The 19626-nt window shown below is 73.2% G+C and carries 20 protein-coding genes and 1 pseudogene; 10 read left to right on the forward strand and 11 right to left on the reverse strand.

Annotation, left to right across the window (positions count from 1 at the left end):
* The first annotated feature begins 84 nt into the window (after positions 1–84).
* The 3 genes from ACZ79I_RS39135 (at position 85) to ACZ79I_RS39145 (ending at position 1892) form a co-directional block, all read left to right on the forward strand.
* Positions 85–636 (forward strand): cysteine hydrolase family protein, encoded by a 552-nt coding sequence (locus ACZ79I_RS39135; RefSeq protein WP_471504598.1) that lies wholly within the window; start codon positions 85–87, stop codon positions 634–636.
* A complete protein-coding gene (locus tag ACZ79I_RS39140; RefSeq protein ID WP_471504600.1) occupies positions 633–1553 on the forward strand; it encodes a GlxA family transcriptional regulator in 921 nt (306 codons plus the stop codon). Before ACZ79I_RS39135 ends, ACZ79I_RS39140 begins: the two co-directional genes overlap by 4 nt.
* A 111-nt stretch (positions 1554–1664) precedes the next feature.
* Entirely contained in the window at positions 1665–1892 is a 228-nt protein-coding gene (locus tag ACZ79I_RS39145; RefSeq protein ID WP_471504603.1) for a hypothetical protein, read from the forward strand.
* Between the two features lie 86 nt (positions 1893–1978).
* On the opposite strand, the gene ACZ79I_RS39150 is transcribed toward ACZ79I_RS39145, so the two are convergent.
* Both ACZ79I_RS39150 and ACZ79I_RS39155 read right to left on the reverse strand, forming a co-directional pair.
* Positions 1979–3433, reverse strand: coding sequence for a nitronate monooxygenase (locus ACZ79I_RS39150; protein ID WP_471504606.1), 1455 nt, complete (start codon positions 3431–3433; stop codon positions 1979–1981).
* A 146-nt stretch (positions 3434–3579) separates the two neighbouring features.
* Positions 3580–4179: a TetR/AcrR family transcriptional regulator gene (locus tag ACZ79I_RS39155; protein ID WP_471504609.1), complete on the reverse strand. Its 600-nt coding sequence runs from the start codon at positions 4177–4179 to the stop codon at positions 3580–3582.
* A 103-nt stretch (positions 4180–4282) separates the two neighbouring features.
* Between ACZ79I_RS39155 and ACZ79I_RS39160 the strand changes: the two genes are divergently transcribed.
* From ACZ79I_RS39160 to ACZ79I_RS39170, 3 genes are all read left to right on the forward strand, one after another.
* On the forward strand, positions 4283–5110 hold the full coding sequence (locus ACZ79I_RS39160; RefSeq protein ID WP_471504612.1) for an SDR family oxidoreductase: 828 nt from the start codon (positions 4283–4285) through the stop codon (positions 5108–5110).
* Positions 5111–5167: 57 nt separating this feature from the next.
* Positions 5168–6352 (forward strand): NADH:flavin oxidoreductase, encoded by a 1185-nt coding sequence (locus ACZ79I_RS39165; protein WP_471504614.1) that lies wholly within the window; start codon positions 5168–5170, stop codon positions 6350–6352.
* A gap of 261 nt (positions 6353–6613) precedes the next feature.
* Positions 6614–7615 carry an ArsR/SmtB family transcription factor gene (locus ACZ79I_RS39170; RefSeq protein WP_471504616.1) on the forward strand — a complete coding sequence of 334 codons (1002 nt, stop codon included), beginning with the start codon at positions 6614–6616 and terminating at the stop codon, positions 7613–7615.
* Between the two features lie 188 nt (positions 7616–7803).
* Here ACZ79I_RS39170 and ACZ79I_RS39175 read toward each other — a convergent pair.
* The 4 genes and pseudogenes from ACZ79I_RS39175 to ACZ79I_RS39190 form a co-directional block, all read right to left on the reverse strand.
* Positions 7804–8904, reverse strand: a pseudogene (locus ACZ79I_RS39175) (MFS transporter); the annotation flags it as partial.
* A gap of 140 nt (positions 8905–9044) precedes the next feature.
* Complete coding sequence (locus tag ACZ79I_RS39180; RefSeq protein WP_471504618.1) at positions 9045–10448, reverse strand: FAD-dependent oxidoreductase; 1404 nt, start codon at positions 10446–10448, stop codon at positions 9045–9047.
* A gap of 205 nt (positions 10449–10653) precedes the next feature.
* Positions 10654–11202 (reverse strand): DUF1062 domain-containing protein, encoded by a 549-nt coding sequence (locus ACZ79I_RS39185; protein ID WP_471504621.1) that lies wholly within the window; start codon positions 11200–11202, stop codon positions 10654–10656.
* 216 nt (positions 11203–11418) lie between these two features.
* Entirely contained in the window at positions 11419–11793 is a 375-nt protein-coding gene (locus ACZ79I_RS39190) for a VOC family protein (RefSeq protein ID WP_471504623.1), read from the reverse strand.
* Between the two features lie 229 nt (positions 11794–12022).
* On the opposite strand from ACZ79I_RS39190, the gene ACZ79I_RS39195 reads away from it, so the two are divergent.
* Both ACZ79I_RS39195 and ACZ79I_RS39200 read left to right on the forward strand, forming a co-directional pair.
* Positions 12023–13396: an FAD-dependent oxidoreductase gene (locus ACZ79I_RS39195; RefSeq protein ID WP_471504626.1), complete on the forward strand. Its 1374-nt coding sequence runs from the start codon at positions 12023–12025 to the stop codon at positions 13394–13396.
* A 288-nt stretch (positions 13397–13684) separates the two neighbouring features.
* On the forward strand, positions 13685–14194 hold the full coding sequence (locus ACZ79I_RS39200) for a GNAT family N-acetyltransferase (protein ID WP_471504628.1): 510 nt from the start codon (positions 13685–13687) through the stop codon (positions 14192–14194).
* A 34-nt stretch (positions 14195–14228) separates the two neighbouring features.
* Here the strand turns inward: ACZ79I_RS39200 and ACZ79I_RS39205 are convergent, their stop codons facing one another.
* From ACZ79I_RS39205 to ACZ79I_RS39215, 3 genes are read right to left on the reverse strand one after another with little or no spacing between them, the layout of a single operon-like run.
* Positions 14229–15287, reverse strand: a complete 1059-nt coding sequence (locus ACZ79I_RS39205) for an ArsO family NAD(P)H-dependent flavin-containing monooxygenase (RefSeq protein ID WP_471504631.1) — start codon at positions 15285–15287, stop codon at positions 14229–14231.
* Positions 15284–16378 (reverse strand): ACR3 family arsenite efflux transporter, encoded by a 1095-nt coding sequence (arsB, locus tag ACZ79I_RS39210; RefSeq protein WP_471504634.1) that lies wholly within the window; start codon positions 16376–16378, stop codon positions 15284–15286. Before arsB ends, ACZ79I_RS39205 begins: the two co-directional genes overlap by 4 nt.
* A complete protein-coding gene (locus ACZ79I_RS39215) occupies positions 16375–16683 on the reverse strand; it encodes an ArsR/SmtB family transcription factor (protein WP_471504636.1) in 309 nt (102 codons plus the stop codon). The genes arsB and ACZ79I_RS39215 overlap by 4 nt, the downstream gene beginning before the upstream one ends.
* A 75-nt stretch (positions 16684–16758) precedes the next feature.
* Here ACZ79I_RS39215 and ACZ79I_RS39220 point away from each other — a divergent pair, with 75 nt between their 5' ends.
* Both ACZ79I_RS39220 and ACZ79I_RS39225 read left to right on the forward strand, forming a co-directional pair.
* Entirely contained in the window at positions 16759–17391 is a 633-nt protein-coding gene (locus ACZ79I_RS39220; protein ID WP_471504639.1) for an arsenate-mycothiol transferase ArsC, read from the forward strand.
* Positions 17392–17431: 40 nt separating this feature from the next.
* Positions 17432–17851: an arsenate reductase ArsC gene (locus ACZ79I_RS39225; RefSeq protein ID WP_471504641.1), complete on the forward strand. Its 420-nt coding sequence runs from the start codon at positions 17432–17434 to the stop codon at positions 17849–17851.
* Positions 17852–18256: 405 nt separating this feature from the next.
* On the opposite strand, the gene ACZ79I_RS39230 is transcribed toward ACZ79I_RS39225, so the two are convergent.
* Together ACZ79I_RS39230 and ACZ79I_RS39235 are read right to left on the reverse strand one after the other, a co-directional pair.
* Positions 18257–19054, reverse strand: coding sequence for a YwiC-like family protein (locus tag ACZ79I_RS39230; protein WP_471504644.1), 798 nt, complete (start codon positions 19052–19054; stop codon positions 18257–18259).
* Positions 19026–19469: a putative zinc-binding protein gene (locus ACZ79I_RS39235; protein WP_471504647.1), complete on the reverse strand. Its 444-nt coding sequence runs from the start codon at positions 19467–19469 to the stop codon at positions 19026–19028. The genes ACZ79I_RS39230 and ACZ79I_RS39235 overlap by 29 nt, the downstream gene beginning before the upstream one ends.
* Positions 19470–19626: the final 157 nt, after the last annotated feature.

A 19626-nucleotide genomic window follows, 5' to 3' on the forward strand; every position in this document is an offset into this window, starting at 1 on the left:
CTCACACCCCGTGACCGGATCGTTCCGCCACGAGCCCTGATCGGGCCTGAGGCGAAGGAGCCGTACCTGGTCACAATGGGTGCCATGAATCGCGCACTGATCGTCGTCGATGTCCAGGAATCGTTCCGCGCCCATCCTCTGTGGGACCACATCTCCGACCCGGAGATCGCCGAGCCCGTCGACCGGCTGGTCGCCCTGGCCCGCGCCGCCGGGGACCTGATCGTCTGGGTCCTGCACAGCGAGCCGGGCTCCGGAGGGGTCTTCGACCCGGCATCGGGTCATGTCCGTCCCCTGGAAGAGCTGGACGGCCCGCGGCCGGGCGAGCCGGTGCTCCACAAGACGTCCCACAACGCCTTCACCACGACCAACCTCCAGCAACTCCTCACCGAGGCGGGTATCCGGGAGCTGCGGGTGTGCGGCATCCGTACCGAGCAGTGCGTGGAGACCACCACGCGAGTGGGCAGCGACCTCGGCTACCGCATGGTGTTCGTCACCGACGCCACCGCCACTCACCCCATCGGCGACCTGAGCACCGAGGCGATCATCCAGCGCACCGAGGCGGTCCTGCGCGACCGGTTCGCCCGCATCGCCACGGTGGCCGGACTGGAGGCGGAGGCGGAGGCGGCCGGAGCATGACCCGCGTCGTCTTCGTGCTGCTGCCCGGCGTGCACCTGCTCGACCTGGCGGGCCCCGCGCAGGTCTTCAGCACCGCGGCGCAGTTCGGACGGCCGTACCAACTGGCGTACGTCGCCGAACACGCGCAGGTCGTCAGCGCCCAGGGGCTGCCGCTGCTCGCGGACACCGAGTGGCCCCCGCTGCGGCCCGGCGACCTCCTCGTGGTGCCCGGCTGGCGAGCGCCGGCCCTGCGCGACGGCCCCGCCGTCGGCGACGAGGTGCTGCGGCGGCTGCGCGCCCACCACCTGGCCGGCGGCACGGTCGCCAGCGTGTGCGCCGGGGCGGAGGCGCTCGGCCGGGCGGGACTGCTCGACGGGCGACGCTGCACCACCCACCACGACCTGCAGGAGGAGCTGGCGTCCCGCCATCCGCGGGCGACCGTGGTACGGGACGTGCTGTTCACCACCGACGACCGCGTGGTCACCTCGGCGGGCATCGCCAGCGGCATCGACCTCGCCCTGCACCTGGTGTCCGTGCGGTACGGCCCCGGGCTCGCCGCCCGCGTGGCCCGGGAGATGGTCGTCCACGCCCGCCGCAACGGCCACGAGCCCCAGGCCAGCGCCATGCTGCGGTACCGGGCCCACCTGGACGACGCCGTGCACCGGGTCCAGGACCTGATCGACGGCCGTTTCACCGAACCGCTGCCCCTGGCCGCCCTGGCGGCACACGCGGGTGTCAGCGCCCGCACCCTCACCCGCCGGTTCGCCCGTGCCACCCAGGGCCTCACCCCCCTGCGCTACCAGCAGACCCTGCGGCTGGAGCGGGCCGAACACCTGCTGGGCCACGGCACCACCGTGGAGGCCGCGGCCCGCGAGGTGGGATTCGAGGACGCCAGGATGCTGCGCCGCCTGCGCCACCGCCCCACCGTCCGGTCCTGAGTCGCGGCCCGTCGACGGGGTGAGGCGCCGGCAGGGTCCAACTGCTCACCGCACCAGTAGAGTTGAGTGGCTCGGCGGGGATGGGCTGCCCGACGCCGGAAGGGGCGGGTCATGGAAGTGCTCTGCGGGATGGGCGTGGGCATCGCGGTCTCGTACGGTCTGGCTCACGGGGGAGTGGTGCACGAGGGATGGGTGCTCTTCGCGATATTCATCGGGGTCTCCCTCGCGGCGACGGCCATGTTCACGGCCATGGACCACCGGGCGACCAACGGCGGCAGCAGCCCCTCGGGCAGTGACTCCGACGGCGGTTACAGCTGCGGCGGCGGCCACGACGACTGACCGCCGGGACCGCTCGCCCTGCCTCTCTTCCACCGGTCCCCGGCCCGCCGGGGACCGGTTCCGCCTGCCCCTCCGGCCGTCGCACGCTACGCACGGGCGGCGGAGGACACTCCCGAGGAAAGCCAGCGCACCACCGATTCCGCGCTGTAGGGGGCGCCGTCCGGTGCGATCCGCGGGAGGAAGTCCACGTCCTGCCCGAAGGTGACGATGGGGGGCTCCACGTAGCCGTGGGGCCGGCGCTGCCCGAGCCCGATGGTGGCCAGCAGCCCGTTGCACAGGCACTGCCGCCCTTCCGTCTCCTCGATGGCCCCGCCCTTGCGGAGGTAGGCGACCTTGGGCTCCGCGGGGCAGCGGTAGCCCACGCCGCCGCGCTCGGTCCGGTAGGGAGTACGCAGATAGCCCAGGTCGCAGACCCGCCGGCGGGCGGCGCCGACGTCCGGATCGGAGAGCGTGCCCGGCAGGTCGGCGACCTTGAAGGGGAACGAGGTGGGGGACGCCGCCGGGTCGTTGCGGGCGATCGACGCGGAGCGCAGCGCGCGCTCGGTCAGCTGCCGCCGCAGCCGCGGATCGAGCCCCGACTCCTCGCAGAGGGCGAAGACGCTGCCCAGCTGGACCCCGGCGGCGCCGGCCGCCCGCGCCTGCGCGACCCGCTCGGGACCGCACTGGCCGCCGGCGACCCAGAACGGCAGGCCGAGGGCGGCCATCTTCGACAGGTCCGGGATGTCCTTGGGACCGTAGACCGGTTCGCCGTTCTCATCCAGCCGCAGCGGCCCGCGCGGTGGTGCGCTGTGGCCGCCCGCGGTGTGGCCCTCGACGACGAAGCCGTCCGGCCGGGTCTCCTCGGACCGGTTGAGATACGAGGCCAGCACCGGCAGCGACACGATGGCCAGCACGTCGGGGCGGCGCAGTTCCCCCACGTCGGCCCCGCGCAGGACGGAGGCGGGATCGAAGCGCTGCTGCCAGGGCTTGTCGTCACCCTCGACGGTCACCTGGGCGGTGACGGGCTGCTTCAGGGCCAGCAGGGTGGCGAGCGCCGGAATCTGGGCGGGGATGCCCGCGCCGACCAGGACGTAGTCCACCCCCGCCAGAATCGCCCCGAACATGGCGGGGACCGTGGCGAGCTGGACCTTTTCCAGGTAGTTGATGCCGACCGGCCCGCTGTGGCCCTCCTTGGCGAGCCACACCTCGCAGAAGTTGCTGACGACCGTCAGCAACTGGGCGGGGCAGTCGTCCTCGGCCCGCATCCGCGGGGTGGTGAGGAACCGCTCACCGTCCGCGATCCCGCCCTCGACGAAGTACCGTTCGCGGACGGCGTCGGCGAGTTCCGCGACGGGGAAGGCCGCCAGCGCCCGGCGGACATGCCCGCCGGGGTCGCCGTTCTGCAGCACCCGGGCCACCACGGTGTCCAGAGCGGTCCCCGAGACGACCCCCAGCTGTCCGGTGCGCGCGACGGCCTGGGCGAGCCGCCACCCCGACACCCCGATCCCCATCCCGCCCTGGATGAGCCATGGGCGCTCGGCCGACTGCTGGGTTGTGCTCACGGGTCCTCGCTCTGGGTTGCTGAACTGGGGACGTTCTACTTACGGCCCCGTAACCTACGGAACCGTAGCAACGTACCAGGGGATCTTCCCGTCCCTGCGAGCGGGCCTGGTAGGGCCGTACAGCCGGGGGAGGGGACCGAACGGCCCTATCCCCGCAGAGGAGGCGCGGTCAGCCCCGCGAGCACGAACGCGATGACCGTCTCCGCGTGCGGAAACCCCGAGGGCTCCGCGGGCATCTTGGCCAGAGGCCGCCCGTAGGTCTCCATCACCAGGCTGAAGGCGAGGCGGCAGCGCTCGGTGACCTCCCGGGGCGACAGGCCGGGCAGTGCACGCCCGATGAGCACCTCGAAGGGGGCGGGCGCGAAGAGGGACGAGACATGGGGGAGCTGGCCCGTGGGCAGGGCCGAGCGCGCCAGCAGATGGCACAGCACCCGGCCGTCCCGGGTGCTCACCAGCTCGGCGAAGGGCTCGACCAGCGCCGCCACCAGGTCGCGTACGTCGGGAACGACGCCGGGAGCGCCGGACAGGGCCCGCATCCGCTCCGTCCACAAAGGACGCAACTCCCGTTCCAGAAGCGCGGACACCAGCCCCTCACGGGAACCGAAGTGATAGTGGACCGCCCCGGGATTCAGCCCGGCGGCCGCGTTGACCGAGCGGAGCGAGACCTGGTCGGCCCCCTTCTCCAGGAACAACCGCTTGGCCGCGGCGAGGAGGCGCTCTCGGGTGGGGGCGTCCGCATGGCTCATGGATGTCATTGCACCACAGCCGTCGCCATCAGTGTTCAATCACTGATTGATATGTGATTGAATCGCGGTCGCACACGGCGGCCCCGCCGAAGAGGAGGACTGTATGGGCACCTACGCCATCACCGGATCCGCGTCGGGCATGGGCGCCGCGAGCGCCACCCGGTTGCGCGCGGCCGGTCACAAGGTCATCGGTGTGGACCTCCGGGACGCCGACGTGATCGCCGACCTGGGAACCGAGGGCGGCCGCCGGCACGCCGTCGAGGAGATCCTCTCGGCGGCCGGCGGCACCCTGGACGGAGTGGCCGCCGTCGCGGGCGTCGGCCCGGACACGCGTGACGCCGCGGCCGTCGTGTCGATCGACTACTTCGGCCCCGTGGTCCTGCTCGACGGGCTGCGCCCCGCCCTGGAGCGCTCGGGGGCCGGCCGCGCCGTGGTGATCAGCTCGAACTCGGCGACGACCGTTCCCCTGATCGACGACGCCCTCGTGGAGCTGCTGCTCGCCGGGAAGGAGGACGCGGCCCGTGCACACGCGGCCGCGGCGCAGGGCTCCATGCCGGCCGAGCTCCTGGGGACGGCCCCGAGCATCTCCGCCTACGCGACGTCGAAGCTCGCCCTGGCACGCTGGGTCCGCCGTACCGCGGTCACCCCGGAGTGGGCCCGCCGGGGCATCCTCCTCAACGCCATCGCACCGGGCGCGGTGCTCACCCCCCTGATGACCGGGTCCACCGGAGCGGCGGCGGACTCCGACCCCGACTCCTTCCCGACGCCCATGCCGCTCGGGATCTTCGGGCAGCCGGACGACATCGCCTTCTGGGTGGAGCAGTTCCTGCGGCCCGAGGCCCGCTTCACCACCGGTTCGATCCTCTTCGCCGACGGCGGCACGGATGCCGCGATGCGCGCAGACGCCCAGCCCTCCGCCCTGCGCATGTGACCAGCCCTCCGCCGTGCGCAGGCGACCTGCCGGCCCACCACGCCCCGGGAGACCCCGATGACCCCACCCGCACTGTTCGAGCCCGCCCGCCTCGGCCCCCTGACACTGCGCAACCGGTTCATCAAGGCGGCCACATTCGAAGGCATGACCAAAGGCGCCCAGGCCGGTGACGAGCTGATCGAGTTCCACCGCCGGCACGCGGCCGGAGGCGTGGCCATGACCACCGTCGCCTACTGCGCCGTCGCGCCGGAGGGCAGGACCGAGCGCCACCAGCTCTGGATGCGCCCCGACGCACTTCCCGGCCTGCGCCGGCTCACGGACGCCGTACACGCCGAGGGCGCGGCCGTCTCGGCCCAGATCGGCCACGCCGGACCCGTGGCCGACGGGCGCTCCAACGGCCTGCCCGCCCTCGGCCCCTCGGCCTCCTTCAGCGCCCAGGCCCTGCGCATGGTCCGCCGGGCGAGCCCGCACGACATCGAGCGCGTCACACGCGCCCACGCCGAGGCCGCGCTCCTCGCGATCGAGGCGGGTTTCGACGCGGTGGAGATCCACCTCGGTCACAACTACTTCGCCAGTTCCTTCCTGAGCCCCAGGATCAACCGGCGCGGGGACGAGTACGGCGGATCGCTCGTCAACCGCGCCAAGGTCGCCCGTGGCGCCGCCCGCGCGGTCCGTGACGCGGTGGGCGACCGTATCGCCGTCCTCGCCAAGCTGAACATGGACGACGGCGTGCCCGGCGGGCTGTGGCTGGACGAGAGCCTTCAGGTGGCGCGGTGGCTCCAGGCCGACGGCAGCGTCGACGCGCTCGAACTCACCGCGGGCAGCTCGCTGCTCAATCCGATGTACCTGTTCCGTGGCGAGGCACCGCTCGCGGAGTTCGCGGAGGCGATGCGCAACCCGGCCGTCCGTCTGGGCGTGCGCATGGTGGGCAAGCGGTTCCTGCGCGACTACCCGTACCAGGAGGCGTACCTTCTGGACAGCGCCCGGCAGTTCCGGGCCGCCCTCGACCTGCCGCTCGTCCTGCTCGGCGGCATCTCCCGGCGGCAGACCGCGGAACGGGCCATGGCGGAGGGCTTCCAGTTCGTGGCGATGGCCCGCGCGCTGCTGCGGGAGCCCGACCTGGTCGACCGGATGGAGAAGGACGGCGGCACGCGCTCCCTGTGCATCCACTGCAACAAGTGCATGCCGACCATCTTCAGCGGCACCCACTGCGTCCTGGCGGACAGGGCCGCCTCGCCCTGAACGGAGAGGAGGGCCGGCCCGCGCTCCGGTCGGCCGGAGGGGCCGCCGCCCACGCAGACCGGCTCCCGGGGCACCGCCCCACCGGCTCCCGCATCCATGACGAGCAGGACCGGACCGGCCGCGGGCACCCCGCGGCCGGTCCTCGCAGTGTTTTCCGCCACCCCCTTGCGGTCGTGTATCCGTCACGCGGGTGACGCGCATAGACTCCCTCCGCCGGCCAGGCGCCGGCGCGCCGGCGGATCGACGACCACGGGGGTGCGCGTGCTGCGGGTGGACCTCACCGGCCAGGAACTGTCCCGGCTGCGGATCGCCGAACGGATCGATCCGCTGTGGGAGACCGCGCTCAGCCTCCACCTGCTGCAGGGCCGGGACACCGCGCTCGCGTTCGGGCCCTGGCGGCGCGAGGTCACCGGGGCGCTGCGCCGCGCCGGGCTCCTCCCCGCGACCCGTGCGCTGATGCACCTGTGCCCCGCGGCCTCCTACTTCCCCGACTTCCTCACCCCGGCCTTCGGCGACGCCGACCTGGACACCGCCCTCGAGCGCGTCATGGCGACCCCGCGTCACCGGCTGCTGGCCGAACTCACCCGCCTGTACCACCGCACCAGGACCCCCGTCCCGCGCGGGATGCGGCTCCTGGCCCAGGGCCGTCCCGAGGCGCTCGCCCGACTGGGCCGCTGGGTGCGCGACTACTACACCATCGCCGTCGAGCCGTACACGGCCGCGATCCGGGCCGAGGCCGCCGTCGACCGCGCGGCCCGCGCCGAGGCCGTTCTGCACCGGGGGGCCGAGGGCCTGCTCGCCGGATTCGGCACCCTGCCCGGCTGGCGCTACGAGAGCGGCACCCTGCGCACCCCGTACCCGCTGGATCGCGAACTGCGCCTGAACGGAAGGGCCTTGACGCTCATTCCGGCCTTCTTCTGCGTCCGCGCACCGCTCGCGCTGGTGGACGAGACCCTGCCCCCGGTCCTGGTCTACCCCCTCTCGCCGGCCCCCGGCTGGCTGGAGCGCTCCCGCAACGGCGGCCCCGCTTCGTGTGCCGCGCAGCTGATCGGGGCCTCCCGCGCCCGCCTGCTGGAACTGCTGGACGGCCCCATGACGACCACCGGCATCGCCGCCGCCCTGGACCTCGCCCCGTCCACCGCCAGCCGCCACCTGTCGGTCCTGCGGGAAGCGGGACTGCTGGTCTCCCGCCGGGAGGGCATGCACGTCCTGCACCGTCGCACCCGGCTGGGGGAGGCGTTGCTGGCAGGCACGGTGCGGTGACGGCGCTGCGGAGGCGAGGCGACGGCCGGGACGGCGCCGGGCGTACGCGAAGGCCGGCCCGCCGGCGCCGCAGCGTACAGGGGCCGTACGGCGGACCAGCGGGCGTGAGGGGTGGGGCCGCCGGCCGGTCGTCGGCTGAGGCGGGGGCGGCGGGTCGGGTTCCCGGTGGCCGGAGAGCTGAGGGGCGGTCAGGGCCGGCGGGCCCGCCGGCGTGCGGTACGGGGCGCTGCGCAGGATGCCAGGAGTGCGGCGGCGAGGGAGACGCCGGCCAGCAGGCAGAAGAGCCGCCCGTAGCCGCCGAGGGGTGCGGCGAGGGCGGTTCCGGCGAACGGGGCCAGGGCCGCCGCGATGGTGGCCGGTGCCGCGAGCAGCCCGGAGAGGCGTCCGTAGTGGGCGGTGCCCCATCGGTCGGTGACGGCGGTGGCCTGGAGCAGGGTGAGGTTGCCGCGCACCGTACCGGCCGCGACGGACACGGCGATGAGCAGAGAGTACGGGCCCGGCACGGCGGCGAACCCGGCGGTGGTGAAGCCGCCGAGCGCGACGAGGGCCGTCGTGCGCGTGGCCGCCGCGGTGCGGCGGGCGAGGGTGGCGTACAGGGTGCGGCCGAGCGTCTGGCCGAGGCCGCCGAGGCCGAGCGCCCAGGCCGCCTGACCGGTGGTGTAGCCGCGTTCGAGGAGGAGCGGAACAAGGGAGACGACGACGGCGTACATCGCGAAGGCCGACAGGGTGAAGGCCGCGGCGAGCAGCAGGAACGACCGGCTGCTCGCCGCGGCCCCGGCCCCGCCTGCGGCCGCGTGCGCGGGGCCGGCCGGGGCCTTGGGCCAGGGGCCGCGCAGCGCCAGGGCGTGGGCCGGGACGGTGACGACGGCGAGGACGGCGGCCAGCACGAGGTAGGTGTGACGCCACGACAGATGGCCGGCGAGCAGGGCCGTCAGGGGCGCGAAGACGGTGGAGGCCAGGCCGCCGGCGAGGGTGACGATCGTCAGGGAGCGGACGTGGTGGGGCGCCCACCAGCGGGTCAGGGCGGCGAACGCGGGCTGGTAGAAGGTGGAGGCCATCGCCAGGCCGGCCAGGGCCCAAGCGGCGAAGAACACCGGCAGTCCGGGGGCCGTGGCCACGATGAGCAGGGCGGCGGCGGCGAGGGCCGAGCCGATCGTCATCACGGCGCGTGGACCACGCCGGTCGAGGATCCGCCCGATGCGGAGACCGGCGATCGCGGAGACGACGAGGCCGAGCGAGAACGCCGCGGTGGTCGCCCCGGCCGGCCAGCCGGTCGCCCGGCTGATCTGCGGGTTGAGGACGGGGAACGCGTAGTACAGGATTCCCCAGCTCACGATCTGCGTGGTGCACAGGGCGGGCAGGGCGGCGCGGGGCCGCGACCGGTCCTGCGACCCGGTCGCGGCCCCGCGTGCGGAAGTGCCGAGGCCGCTCACGCGCCGCAGCAGCCGCCCGCCGGAGCCTCCTCGGCACCGGCCGTGGCGGTGGCCGCGGCAGGCGCGCCGAGCTGGACGAGTTGCGGCGCGGGAGCGCAGCAGCCCCCACCCGAGGCGTCGGCCTCCGGGTCGTCGAAGAGTCCGGCCCCGCCGCACACGCCGGTCTCGGGCAGGGTGAGTTCGACGCGGTCGGCGGCCTCGACGTCTCCGGCGACGGCGGCGACGACGGAGCGGACCTGCTCGTAGCCGGTCATGGCCAGGAAGGTCGGGGCGCGACCGTAGGACTTCATGCCGACCACGTAGAAGTCCTTCTCGGGGTGCGCGAGTTCGCGGTGGCCGTGTGGATAGACCGTGCCGCAGGAATGCTGGTTGGGGTCGATCAGCGGTGCCAGGGCGACGGGGGCCTGGAGGCGCTCGTCCAGGTTCAGGCGGACCTCGGACAGGAAGGACAGGTCGGGCCGGAACCCGGTCAGCACGATCACCTCGTCCACCGGCTCCAGCCGCCGGCCGTCCTCGCCCGTGAGCACCAGACGTCCGTCAGCGCGGCGTTCGATCGTCTCGGTGCGGAAGCCGGTGACCGCGTCGGCGTGGCCCTCGTCGACGGCGGCCTTCGCCGCCAGTCCCAGGGCCCCGCGTGCGGGCAGCTGGTCGGCCGTTCCGCCGCCGAAGGTGGAGCCGGAGATGCCACGGCGCAGGACCCACAGCGCCTTGGAGCCGGCACCGTCGTCGGACTCGGCCAGCTCGGCGAGGTGGACGAGCGCGGTGAACGCGGAGGCGCCGGAGCCGATCACGGCCGTGCGCCTGCCCGCGTACCGGGCGCGGACGGCCGGGTCCTTGAGGTCGGGGATGCGGTAGGCGATGTGGCCGGCCGCGGCCTTCTCGCCGAGCGCGGGCAGTCCGTCGGCGCCCGCCGGGGACGGCGTGGTCCAGGTGCCGGAGGCGTCGATGACGGCGCGGGCGACGATCCGCTCTTCGCGGCCGTCGGCACCGCTGATGTGGACGACGAAGGGCTGGGCCTCGCGGTCGGCGTCGACGATCCGGTCGCGGCCGGCCCGGGACACGCCGGTGACCGTGGCGCCCAGGCGTACGCGGTCGCCGAGGGCGTCGGCGAGCGGCTGCAGGTACTGCTCGGCCCAGTCACCGCCCGAGGGGTAGGCCGCCGGGTCGGGGCGCGTCCAGCCGGTCGGGGCGAGCAGCTTCTCCGCGGCCGGGTCGACCACTTCGGCCCAGGTGGAGAACAGCCGGATGTGCGACCACTCGCGCACGGTGGTGCCGGCGGCGGGGCCCGCTTCCAGGACGAGCGGGGTGAGGCCGCGGTCGACGAGGTGGGCGGCGGCGGCCAGACCGGCCGGTCCGGCTCCGATCACGACGACGGGCAATGCGGCGGTGGGCGCGTTCACAGCGGCTCCTTGGGTGTTTCGACGTCTGTCGATGACTGCCCGGCCAGCATGCCAGGCTGTTTCGATGTACGTCAACATAGATACCCATCGAATCAGAACACGAATCGGCGGCTGCCGCGGTGGCCCCCACCGCCCGTGCGGCCTGCGCGGCCCACAGGCCTGTCCGGCGGATCTCGCCGGACAGGCCCCCGCCCCAAAGGAGGGCTCAGCGCTTGAGCGTGAAGGTGAAGTCGCCGGAGAGCCTGCCGCTCAGCCGGACCGCCGAAACGAGCCTCCCCTCCACGATGAGCCTCTCCGCCTCGGCCCGCGAAAGACCGCAGCCTTCAGCGATCAGCCGCACCGGCCGGACGGGGATCCGCGCCGCGAAGCGGACCGACACGTCGATCACCTCGCGGTCCAGGTGATCCGATCCCCCGGTGTCGAGGCGCCAGGCGTCGTCCCAGTCGAGGGCGATGCGGTTACGGCGCCGGACGACCGGATCCTGAAGCAGCTCAGCCGTCAGGCCCGAGTCGTTGTCATGCAGTCGGTCCAGCAGCCCGGGCCGTACGGAGCGCACGTTCGTCCGCTCCAGGACGGTGAGCTTCGCGGTCTCCCCGCAAGCGGTGCAGAGCGCGAGGAGCCAGGCGTCGATGAGCTTGTGGTGCGCGTTGACGCGGAATTTGCCGCTTGCCCGGAAGCGCTCGGACGCGCACGCGTGGCAACGCCGGACGACGAGAGGCAGGCAGGTGGGCACGACCACCCAGGTATTGAGCACAGAAGTACACCGGTTTCAGTGAGAAGTCCGCAGCAAGAAGGAGCGCGGCGCACATGCGCGCCGCGCGACGGTTCAGCGCTCGGGAGGTCTCACAGGGTGTACAACGGCATGTCCTCGACCAGACGACGTGGTTCGGCAGCACGGTAACGGCGGTACAGGGCGCTGTTCCACCGGGTTTCCAGCCGTCGTCGAGCCGGGACAGCGGGCCCTACGGACTCAGTGCAGGCAGAGGCAGAACGGATGGCCGGCCGGGTCCGCGTAGACCCGCCAATTGGCCTCCGGGCGCAGCTGGTCCGTCCGCTCCAGCACGGTCGCGCCGAGCGTGAGCGCCCGCTTCTCCTCCCCGTCGAGATCGTCCACGTCGAAGTCCAGGTGGAGCTGCTGCGGGCGCTCCTGGCCGGGCCATTCGGGCGGTCGGTAGCCGTCCACCCGCTGGCAGGCCAGCGGCGTGCCCTCGAACCCGTGCACCTCGACCCAGTCGGGTTCTTCCGGATCCGTGACCACCCGGCCACCGAGCAGATCCGCGTAGAACTCCGCGAGCCGTACCGGATCAGCGCAGTCCAGCGCGACCGCCTGCAGTTTTCGAATCACTTCCGACACCCCTCGCTCTTCGGCCGCTTCCGTGACGTCCGTGTACGGGAGGGACGTACCCGCCACCGTGCCGGGCATGCGCGGCGGCACGCCGGACCACCGCCGGGCCTCCCCCGGCAACCGGCCGCCGCCGTGCACCGCCTCCGCCCGCGACGGACGACACCTTTTCCGGACCGGGGATCACCCACGCGGTAGGCTCGTTGCGCAACACGACCCGAGGGGGAGACCGGTGGCGCGGGTTGCGGTGATCGGCGGGGGTGTCAGCGGGCTCGGCACGGCGCTCATGCTCGGCCGGCGAGGCCACACGGTCACGTTGTTCGAGCAGGACGCACGGCAGGCCGGAGAGGACCTGGACCGGGACTTCTACCGATGGGACAGGCCCTGGGTCCCGCAGGCGGTCCAGCCGCACTCGCTGCTCGCGCCCGTGCGTACCGTGTTGCGCGCCGAGGCCCCTGATGTCCACGCGGACCTGCTGGCACGGGGAGCCCGGGAGTACCACGAGTTCGACTGGTTCGGTGGGCATCCGCCGTATCGGGCTGGGGACGAGGACTTGGTGACCCTGCGCTCCCGCCGCATCGTGCTGGAGGCCGCCCTGACCGCGGCCGTGCTGCGGGAACCCACCGTCGAGGTGCGGCGAGGCCGCCGGGTGGGCGCCCTGGCCCTCCGGGAAGGCCGTCCTGCCCGGGTCACCGGCGTGCGGGTGGGCGCGGAGACGCACCATGCGGACCTCGTGGTCGATGCGTCCGGTCGTCGCTCGCGGGTGCCCGCATGGCTGATCGCGGCCGGCTGCCGCCCGCCCGTGGTCGACAGCCATCGCACCGGGATCGCCTATGTGTGCCGCTGGTACCGCCTGCGTGCCGACGGCCCGCGTGACCCCGGGCGGGTGAAGACCGGCTCGGCCGCGCCGTTCGCGCTCGGCGGCGTCTTCCCCTCCGACAACGACACCTTCGCGTTGAGCGTGGTGCTCTCCACGGGCGATCCGACCCGCGGCGCGCTCACCGACCCCGCCGTGTTCGAGGCCGTCGCCCGCTGCTTCCCCGCGACTGCCGCCTGGCTCGACCTGGATCCCGAACCGCGCTCCGCCGTCCTGGCGATGGCCGGCCTGGACAACCGCTGGACCGCCCTCGCCGACGATGACGGACCCGTCGTCACCGGCCTGGTCAACGTTGGGGACAGCCTCATCCACACCAACCCCACCTTCGGTCACGGCGCGGCCCTCGGGCTGCGTGCCGCCCAGCACCTCGCCACCCACGTCGACCGGATCGCCGCCGACCCCATGGGCCACCACACGTGGACGGCACAGGCCCTCCGCCCGTGGTTCGACGCTCAGGTCGCGGCCGACCGCGCCGACGGGCAACGCCTCGCCGAGGGCTCACCACCGGCAGACCGGCGGGCTGCCGCCCTGGCCGCCTGTGCCTTCGACGATCCCGTCGTCATGAGAGCCCGAGCCCGGGTGCGCCATCTCCTGCAACCCGCCGACGACGCCTACGGCACCGACGAAGTGGACCGGCACGTCACCGCCTGGCTTGCTGCCCACCCGGACTTCGAGCCGAGACACGACGGCCCGACCCGAGCGCAGTGGGAGGCGCTCATCCCCGGCTGAGCTTGGTGGCGGCGAACGGCGACACGTCGAAGGTCCCCCGGCCCGACCGGCTCTCCCGCTCCGCGCTTGGGCGATGTCCGGGGTGCCGTCCGGGCCGGCCGAACTCCAGGGTGAGCCCGGTGAGCCCGGGGCCGCGCCGCCCGGCGTCGGCCGACCGTCTCGCCGTACCGGCCGCGAGAACCACCACCCGCCTTGTTCGACGTGTGTCAACATAGACGCATGTCTAAGCCGACTGCCGGCCGTGGCATGACCCACAGCGCGAAGCGGGAGAGGGAGAGGGAGCCGCAGGTGAACAGCGCAGCCGTGAGCGCGGTGATCGTGCCGCTGACCGCCGAGCACGCCGAGCGGGTACTGGCGATCTATCAGGTCGGCATCGACGAGGGCAACGCCACCTTCGAGACCAGCGCGCCCACCTGGGAGGCGTTCGACGCTTCGAAACTGGCCGGGCACCGCTTCGCCGCGCTGGACGAGGACGGAGCCGTGCTCGGCTGGGTCGCGGCGACCAGGGTCTCCGACCGGTGCGCCTACGCCGGCGTGGTCGAGCACTCCGTCTATGTCGATCCCGCCGCCCGCGGCCGGGGGGTCGCCTCGGCCCTGCTGAAGGCGCTGATCGACTCCACGGAGCGGGCCGGGATCTGGACCATCCAGTCCGGGATCTTCCCGGAGAACACCGCCAGTCTCGCGGTTCACCAGCGCGCGGGATTCCGCGTCATCGGGAGGCGGGAGCGCATCGGGCGCCACCACGGGGTCTGGCGTGACGTCCTCCTCGTCGAGCGCCGTAGTCCCGCCATCACCTAGCCGATCGGCTGCCGCCGTCTTCGGCGGTGCGGCCTCACCGGAGCCGTGCGATGTCGTGGGCGGCGTCGCGGGCCGGCCGTCCGACGCCGATGAGGGTGGCGGAGGCGGGGCCGGTCCAGTCGCCGTAACCGAGCAGATGCAGCCGCGGCTCACCGAGGGCGCGCGTGCCGTGAGTGGCGACGCGCCCGCGCGGGCCGCGCAGGTTCAGCGGGGCGAGGTGGGCCAGGGCCGCGCGGAAGCCGGTGCACCAGATGACCGTGTCGACGCCGTCGCGGGTGCCGTCGGCCCACCGGACACCGTCGGCGGTGAGCCGGGAGAACATGGGCTTGGCGTGAAGGAGTCCGGCGTCGCGTGCGGCGCGGACGGGCGGCACGGCCACGATGTCTCCGAGCGAGGCCACCCCGCCGGTGTCGCCGCCTCCGGCATCCAGGGCGCGGCGGCGGGCGGTGGCGACGGCGAACAGGGCACGGCCGTCGATGTCGTCGGCCAGGAAGCGCGGCGGGCGCTGCGTCGCCCATGTCACCTCGACGCCTCCGTCCAGGGCGAGGTCGGCGGCGATCTGCGCGCCGGAGTTCCCGCCGCCGACCACGAGGACGTGCTGCCCGGTGAAGTCGGCGGGGCGGCGGTAGTGCACCGTGTGCAGTTGCCGCCCGGTGAACGCCCCGCGGCCGGGGACGGCGGGAAGGAAGGGGCGCGACCAGGTGCCGGTGGCGCTGACCACCGCCCGTGCCCGCCAGGTGCCGCTGTCCGCCTCGACCAGGAGCCGGTCGCCGTCGCGGCGTACGGCGTCGACGCGGGTGCCGTGCCGGACGGGCAGCTCGTAGCGCTTCTCGTAGTCGGTGAGGTAGCCGACCACGTGCCCGGCGTCGGGGTACGGCACGCCGGGCTGGGCGGGCATGAGCCGCCCCGGCAGGGAGGAGTGGTCGGCCGGCGAGAACAGGCGCAGCGACTCCCACATGTGCTGCCAGGCTCCGCCCGGGGCCGGGTCGGCGTCCAGGATGACGTGGCCGAGGCCCTGGCGGCGCAGATGGTAGCCAGCGGCGAGCCCTGCCTGGCCGCCGCCGACGACCACCACATCCACGTGCTGGGTCATGAAGCCGGCTGCGCGGCCGTGAACTTCCTCCGCCAGGCCAGGGAGACGTAGACCAGCGCGACCAGGACGGGCACCTCGATGAGGGGGCCGACGACGCCGGAGAGCGCCTGGCCGGAGGTGACGCCGAAGGTGGCGATGGCGACCGCGATGGCGAGCTCGAAGTTGTTGCCGGCGGCGGTGAACGCCAGGGTCGCCGTGCGGTCGTAGGCCAGGCCGATCGCCTTGCCCAGGGCGAAGACGCCGAACCACATCACCGCGAAGTAGGCCAGCAGGGGGAGCGCGATCCTCGCGACGTCCCACGGCTGCGAGGTGATCGTCTTCCCCTGCAGGGCGAAGAGGATGACGATCGTGAACAGCAGCCCGTACAGCGCCCACGGCCCGATCTTCGGCAGGAACGCGGACTCGTACGTCTCCCGGCCCAGTCTCCTCTCCCCGATGCGGCGGGTGAGGAATCCGGCCAGCAGGGGGATGCCGAGGAAGATGACGACGTTCAGGGCGATCTTCCCCATGGAGATGTCGAGGTGGTCGCCGTCGCCGAGGCCCAGCCAGCCGGGCAGCAGGTCGAGGTAGAACCAGCCCAGCAGGCCGAAGGCGATGACCTGGAAGATCGAGTTGAGGGCGACCAGGACGGCGGCGGCCTCGCGGTCGCCGCAGGCGAGGTCGTTCCAGATGATGACCATGGCGATGCAGCGGGCCAGGCCGACGATGATCAGGCCGGTGCGGTACGCGGGCAGGTCCGGCAGGAAGGTCCACGCGAGCGCGAACATCACCGCGGGCCCGATGAGCCAGTTGACGACCAGCGACGACACCATGAGCCTTCTGTCGCCGGTGACGGCGTCGAGGCGGTCGTAGCGGACCTTGGCCAGGACCGGGTACATCATGATCAGCAGGCCGATGGCGATCGGCAGGGAGACGCCGCCGATCTCCACCTCGGCCAGGGCGCCGTTCAGGCCGGGGACGGCCCTGCCGAGCCCGAGGCCGACGGCCATGGCGGCGAGGATCCATACGGCCAGGTAGCGGTCGAGTGTGGACAGCTTGGCGACGACCGAGGCTTCCTCGGCGGCGGTCCCGGCTGGTTCGGTACGGGTCACGGGCAGGCCCTCTTGGTGTCGGTGTTGGCGCGGGCGGTTTCGGCGAGGGCGGTGAACCGGCCGGCGAGCGTCTCGAGGACCTCGGGCCTGAGCCGGTAGTAGGTGAACCGGCCGCACGGCTCGGTCTCCACCACTCCGGCCTCGCGCAGCACCTTCAGATGGTTGGACAGGTTGGTCTGCTTGGCGCCCGTCTCCTCCACCAGGTGCGTGGTGCACAGCGTCTCGCGGGCCAGCAGGGTCACGATCTGCAGCCTGAGCGGGTCGGCCAGGACCCGGATCAGTTCAGTGTCGACTGACGTCAGCATGGACTGATACTCTCACATCACCCGAGACTGATACCAGTCCGGGCTGACCTGTAGGCCCGTCGGAAGGGTCTTCCCATGTCCGTCCCACCGCCCCTGCTGCCCGACGAGCGCCTGGCCGCCGGCACAGCCCGGCTCGCCACCCTGCACGCAGGCCGCTTCTCCGTGGAGACCGTCCAGGGCATGCTCGCCGACTCCTACCGGCGCCTTGCCGAGACCGCCTCCGTGACCACGCACCTGGTCGTGCTGGCCGAACGCTTCACCGCCGAGCGCCTCGACGCCCTCGCCCACGTCCAGAACACGCCGGGTTCGGGACCGCCCCGGGTCCTGTTCGTGTGCAGCCACAACGCCGGGCGCTCCCAGCTCGCCGCCGCGCTGCTGAAGCACCGGGCGGCGGGCCGGGTCGTGGTCTCCTCCGCGGGAACCCACCCGGGCCCCGCCGTCGAGCCGTACGTCGTGCAGGCGCTGACCGAGGCGGGCGCCGACCCGGCCGCCGCGTTCCCCAAGCCGCTGACCGACGAGGTCGTCCAGGCCGCCGACATCGTCATCACCATGGGCTGCGGGGACGCCTGCCCGATCGTGCCCGGCCGCCGCTACCTGGACTGGCCCGTGGCCGACCCCGAGGGCGCCCCGATCCAGGTCGTCCGCAAGATCCGCGGCGACCTCGACGCCCGCATCACCGATCTGCTCGCCGGCCTGCCGAACACCTGACCCCCGCACCACCTGCCACCACGTCGTGAAGGAAGAACGCATGTCCTCCGCCCCGCTCGCCTCCGTGCTGTTCGTCTGCGTTCACAACGCCGGCCGCTCGCAGATGGCCGCAGGATTCCTCAGCCACCTCGCCGGCGACCGCATCGAGGTCCGCTCCGCCGGCTCCCTCCCCGGCGACCAGGTCAACCCGGCCGCCGTCGAGGCGATGAGGGAAGTCGGCGTCGACATCGCCGATCAGAAGCCGAAGGTCCTCACCACCGAGGCCGTCCAGGCGTCCGACTACGTCATCACCATGGGCTGCGGTGACGCCTGCCCGGTCTTCCCCGGCAAGAAGTACCTCGACTGGGCCCTGGAGGACCCGGCGGGCAAGGGCGTCGAGTCGGTCCGCCCCATCCGCGACGAGATCAGGACCCGCATCGAGGCCCTCATCGCCGAGATCGACGCCAAGCGGCAAGCGTGAGGCGATGACGCCCCAGGCGACGCGCGCGAGCCCCCGCCGGCTGCACCGCGGCCCCCCGCCTCCTGTCCCGCCGGCTGCACCGCGGCCCCCCACACCACCCGCGGCCGGCTCGGACCACCGGCCGCCGCGCGGGCGGGGGACCGCCACAGTCCTTTCGCCTGGCGCTCGGCGAGGCGGTGAACGGACCGGGCGGCTGCTTCAGCGGCCGCCCGGACACCCTCGCCGACTGCCTGCGCGGTACCTTCGGCCACACCGCCCCCGCGACCCTGCCGTGGCGGGACGCCGTGACCGCGCGCAGGCACCCGTTCTCGCGTCCTGACGCGGCCGGCCGACCGTACGACCTGTTCGCCGACGACGTGCTGGATGTCCTGGCCGAGGGCGTGACGCGGGCCGGGGGCCGTGGTGTCAGGCCGATACCAGGGCGACGGCCGCGAGGAGCGCGACCGAAGCCACCATCTCGGCGATGCCGACGCGTTGGGGGCTGAGACTGCGCTGCGGCAGGACGGCCGCGCGGATCAGGTATCCGGTGAAGGGTACGGCGTACAGGGGGGCCAGCCATGCGGCCGCCACCAGCGCCACGACGTGGAAACCGACCGATGCGGCCAGCATGCGCCGGTTGCCTCGCTCTCGGATGGTCGTCCTGACGAAGAGCAGCGACCCGGTGAAATAGAGGAGCGTCACCAGGAACGTACCGGCGACCTGCCAGGGTGCCACGCCCCCGGCCACGGCGACGACGGGCAGAATGAGCGTCGCGGCCACGACCGAGACCAGGCCGTTGCCCAGGGCGCGGTCCCGCCGGGCCGAGGCGAAGAGCCCGTTGACCGCGAGCACCACGGCGAAGACCGGCGCGAAGAGCAGAAGCCGCGGCCGGGCGACGAGGACCGTGCCCCCGGCCGCCAGTGTGACGCTCCCGTAAAGGACGAGCTGGGCACCGACCCGGCCGGGACGGTGTGTCTTGACCGCCAGCAGAGCGAAGTAGGACAGCATGTAGCCGCCCACCCAGGCGAGGAGGAGCGGGACCTGCACCCATGAGAAGCCCACGGTGATCAGGCCGGCGGCATAGGGGACCAGCAGCATGGCCCAGGCGCCGTGTTGAGGCGGAATCCAGCGCCCGCGCCGGCGCCGCCGGGCCGGACCGGGGCGAGGGGCGCCGGCCCTGCGGGTCTCACAAGTTCTATCGGTCGAGGCGGACACGCCGGTCATCACCCTTGGAGATCTCGCTGCCGAGGCGGGTGAGCAGTCCGCCGAGCACCTTCTGCGCCTGGGACTCGTCGAAGTCCTCACCGAGCCGCTTGCGCACGCCGTCGTCGCTGAGCAGGTGGTGCACCGTCGGCGCAACGCCGTGGCGGGCAAGGCAGTTGCGTGCGCACTGCAGGACGCAGCCGTCGATCGCGATGACGGGCCGGCCGCTGGTCGCCTTGCGCACGAGGCTGGGCACGTCACCCCCGACCCCCGCGATGCACGACATCTCGGCGAAGCCGCGACGGTCGAGCTGGATGGCGAGCCAGTTCGTCATCTGCGCAGCGCTTGAGCAGCCTGAACAGGAATAGACGAGTGGGAGATCGCGGCGTTTGGTCAACGGGAATCCTTTCCGGGGCGAGCCGGTCGTCTCCGCCACCCTCCGGGCGCCACGGGGCCGGTCCGCCGGACGCGACGGAGCCCGTAGAAACGAAAGCCATTGTTTCTACTAATCAAGACTGTAACATAATGGGGCGCATATGAGGGCCGCGGGCCGGTCAGCGGGGTGCGACGGCCCCAGCGGCGCCGAGCGGCCC

It is taken from the genome of Streptomyces sp. PSU-S4-23 (assembly GCF_055632315.1).

What these genes read in the sequence shown, in the direction of transcription:
- ACZ79I_RS39135 (WP_471504598.1), top strand. Translation starts at nt 85, where the DNA reads ATGAATCGCGCACTGATCGTCGTCGATGTCCAGGAATCGTTCCGCGCC.
- ACZ79I_RS39140 (WP_471504600.1), top strand. Translation starts at nt 633, where the DNA reads ATGACCCGCGTCGTCTTCGTGCTGCTGCCCGGCGTGCACCTGCTCGAC.
- ACZ79I_RS39145 (WP_471504603.1), top strand. Translation starts at nt 1,665, where the DNA reads ATGGAAGTGCTCTGCGGGATGGGCGTGGGCATCGCGGTCTCGTACGGT.
- ACZ79I_RS39155 (WP_471504609.1), bottom strand. Translation starts at nt 4,179, where the DNA reads ATGAGCCATGCGGACGCCCCCACCCGAGAGCGCCTCCTCGCCGCGGCC.
- ACZ79I_RS39160 (WP_471504612.1), top strand. Translation starts at nt 4,283, where the DNA reads ATGGGCACCTACGCCATCACCGGATCCGCGTCGGGCATGGGCGCCGCG.
- ACZ79I_RS39165 (WP_471504614.1), top strand. Translation starts at nt 5,168, where the DNA reads ATGACCCCACCCGCACTGTTCGAGCCCGCCCGCCTCGGCCCCCTGACA.
- ACZ79I_RS39205 (WP_471504631.1), bottom strand. Translation starts at nt 15,287, where the DNA reads ATGACCCAGCACGTGGATGTGGTGGTCGTCGGCGGCGGCCAGGCAGGG.
- ACZ79I_RS39215 (WP_471504636.1), bottom strand. Translation starts at nt 16,683, where the DNA reads ATGCTGACGTCAGTCGACACTGAACTGATCCGGGTCCTGGCCGACCCG.
- ACZ79I_RS39220 (WP_471504639.1), top strand. Translation starts at nt 16,759, where the DNA reads ATGTCCGTCCCACCGCCCCTGCTGCCCGACGAGCGCCTGGCCGCCGGC.
- ACZ79I_RS39225 (WP_471504641.1), top strand. Translation starts at nt 17,432, where the DNA reads ATGTCCTCCGCCCCGCTCGCCTCCGTGCTGTTCGTCTGCGTTCACAAC.
- ACZ79I_RS39230 (WP_471504644.1), bottom strand. Translation starts at nt 19,054, where the DNA reads ATGACCGGCGTGTCCGCCTCGACCGATAGAACTTGTGAGACCCGCAGG.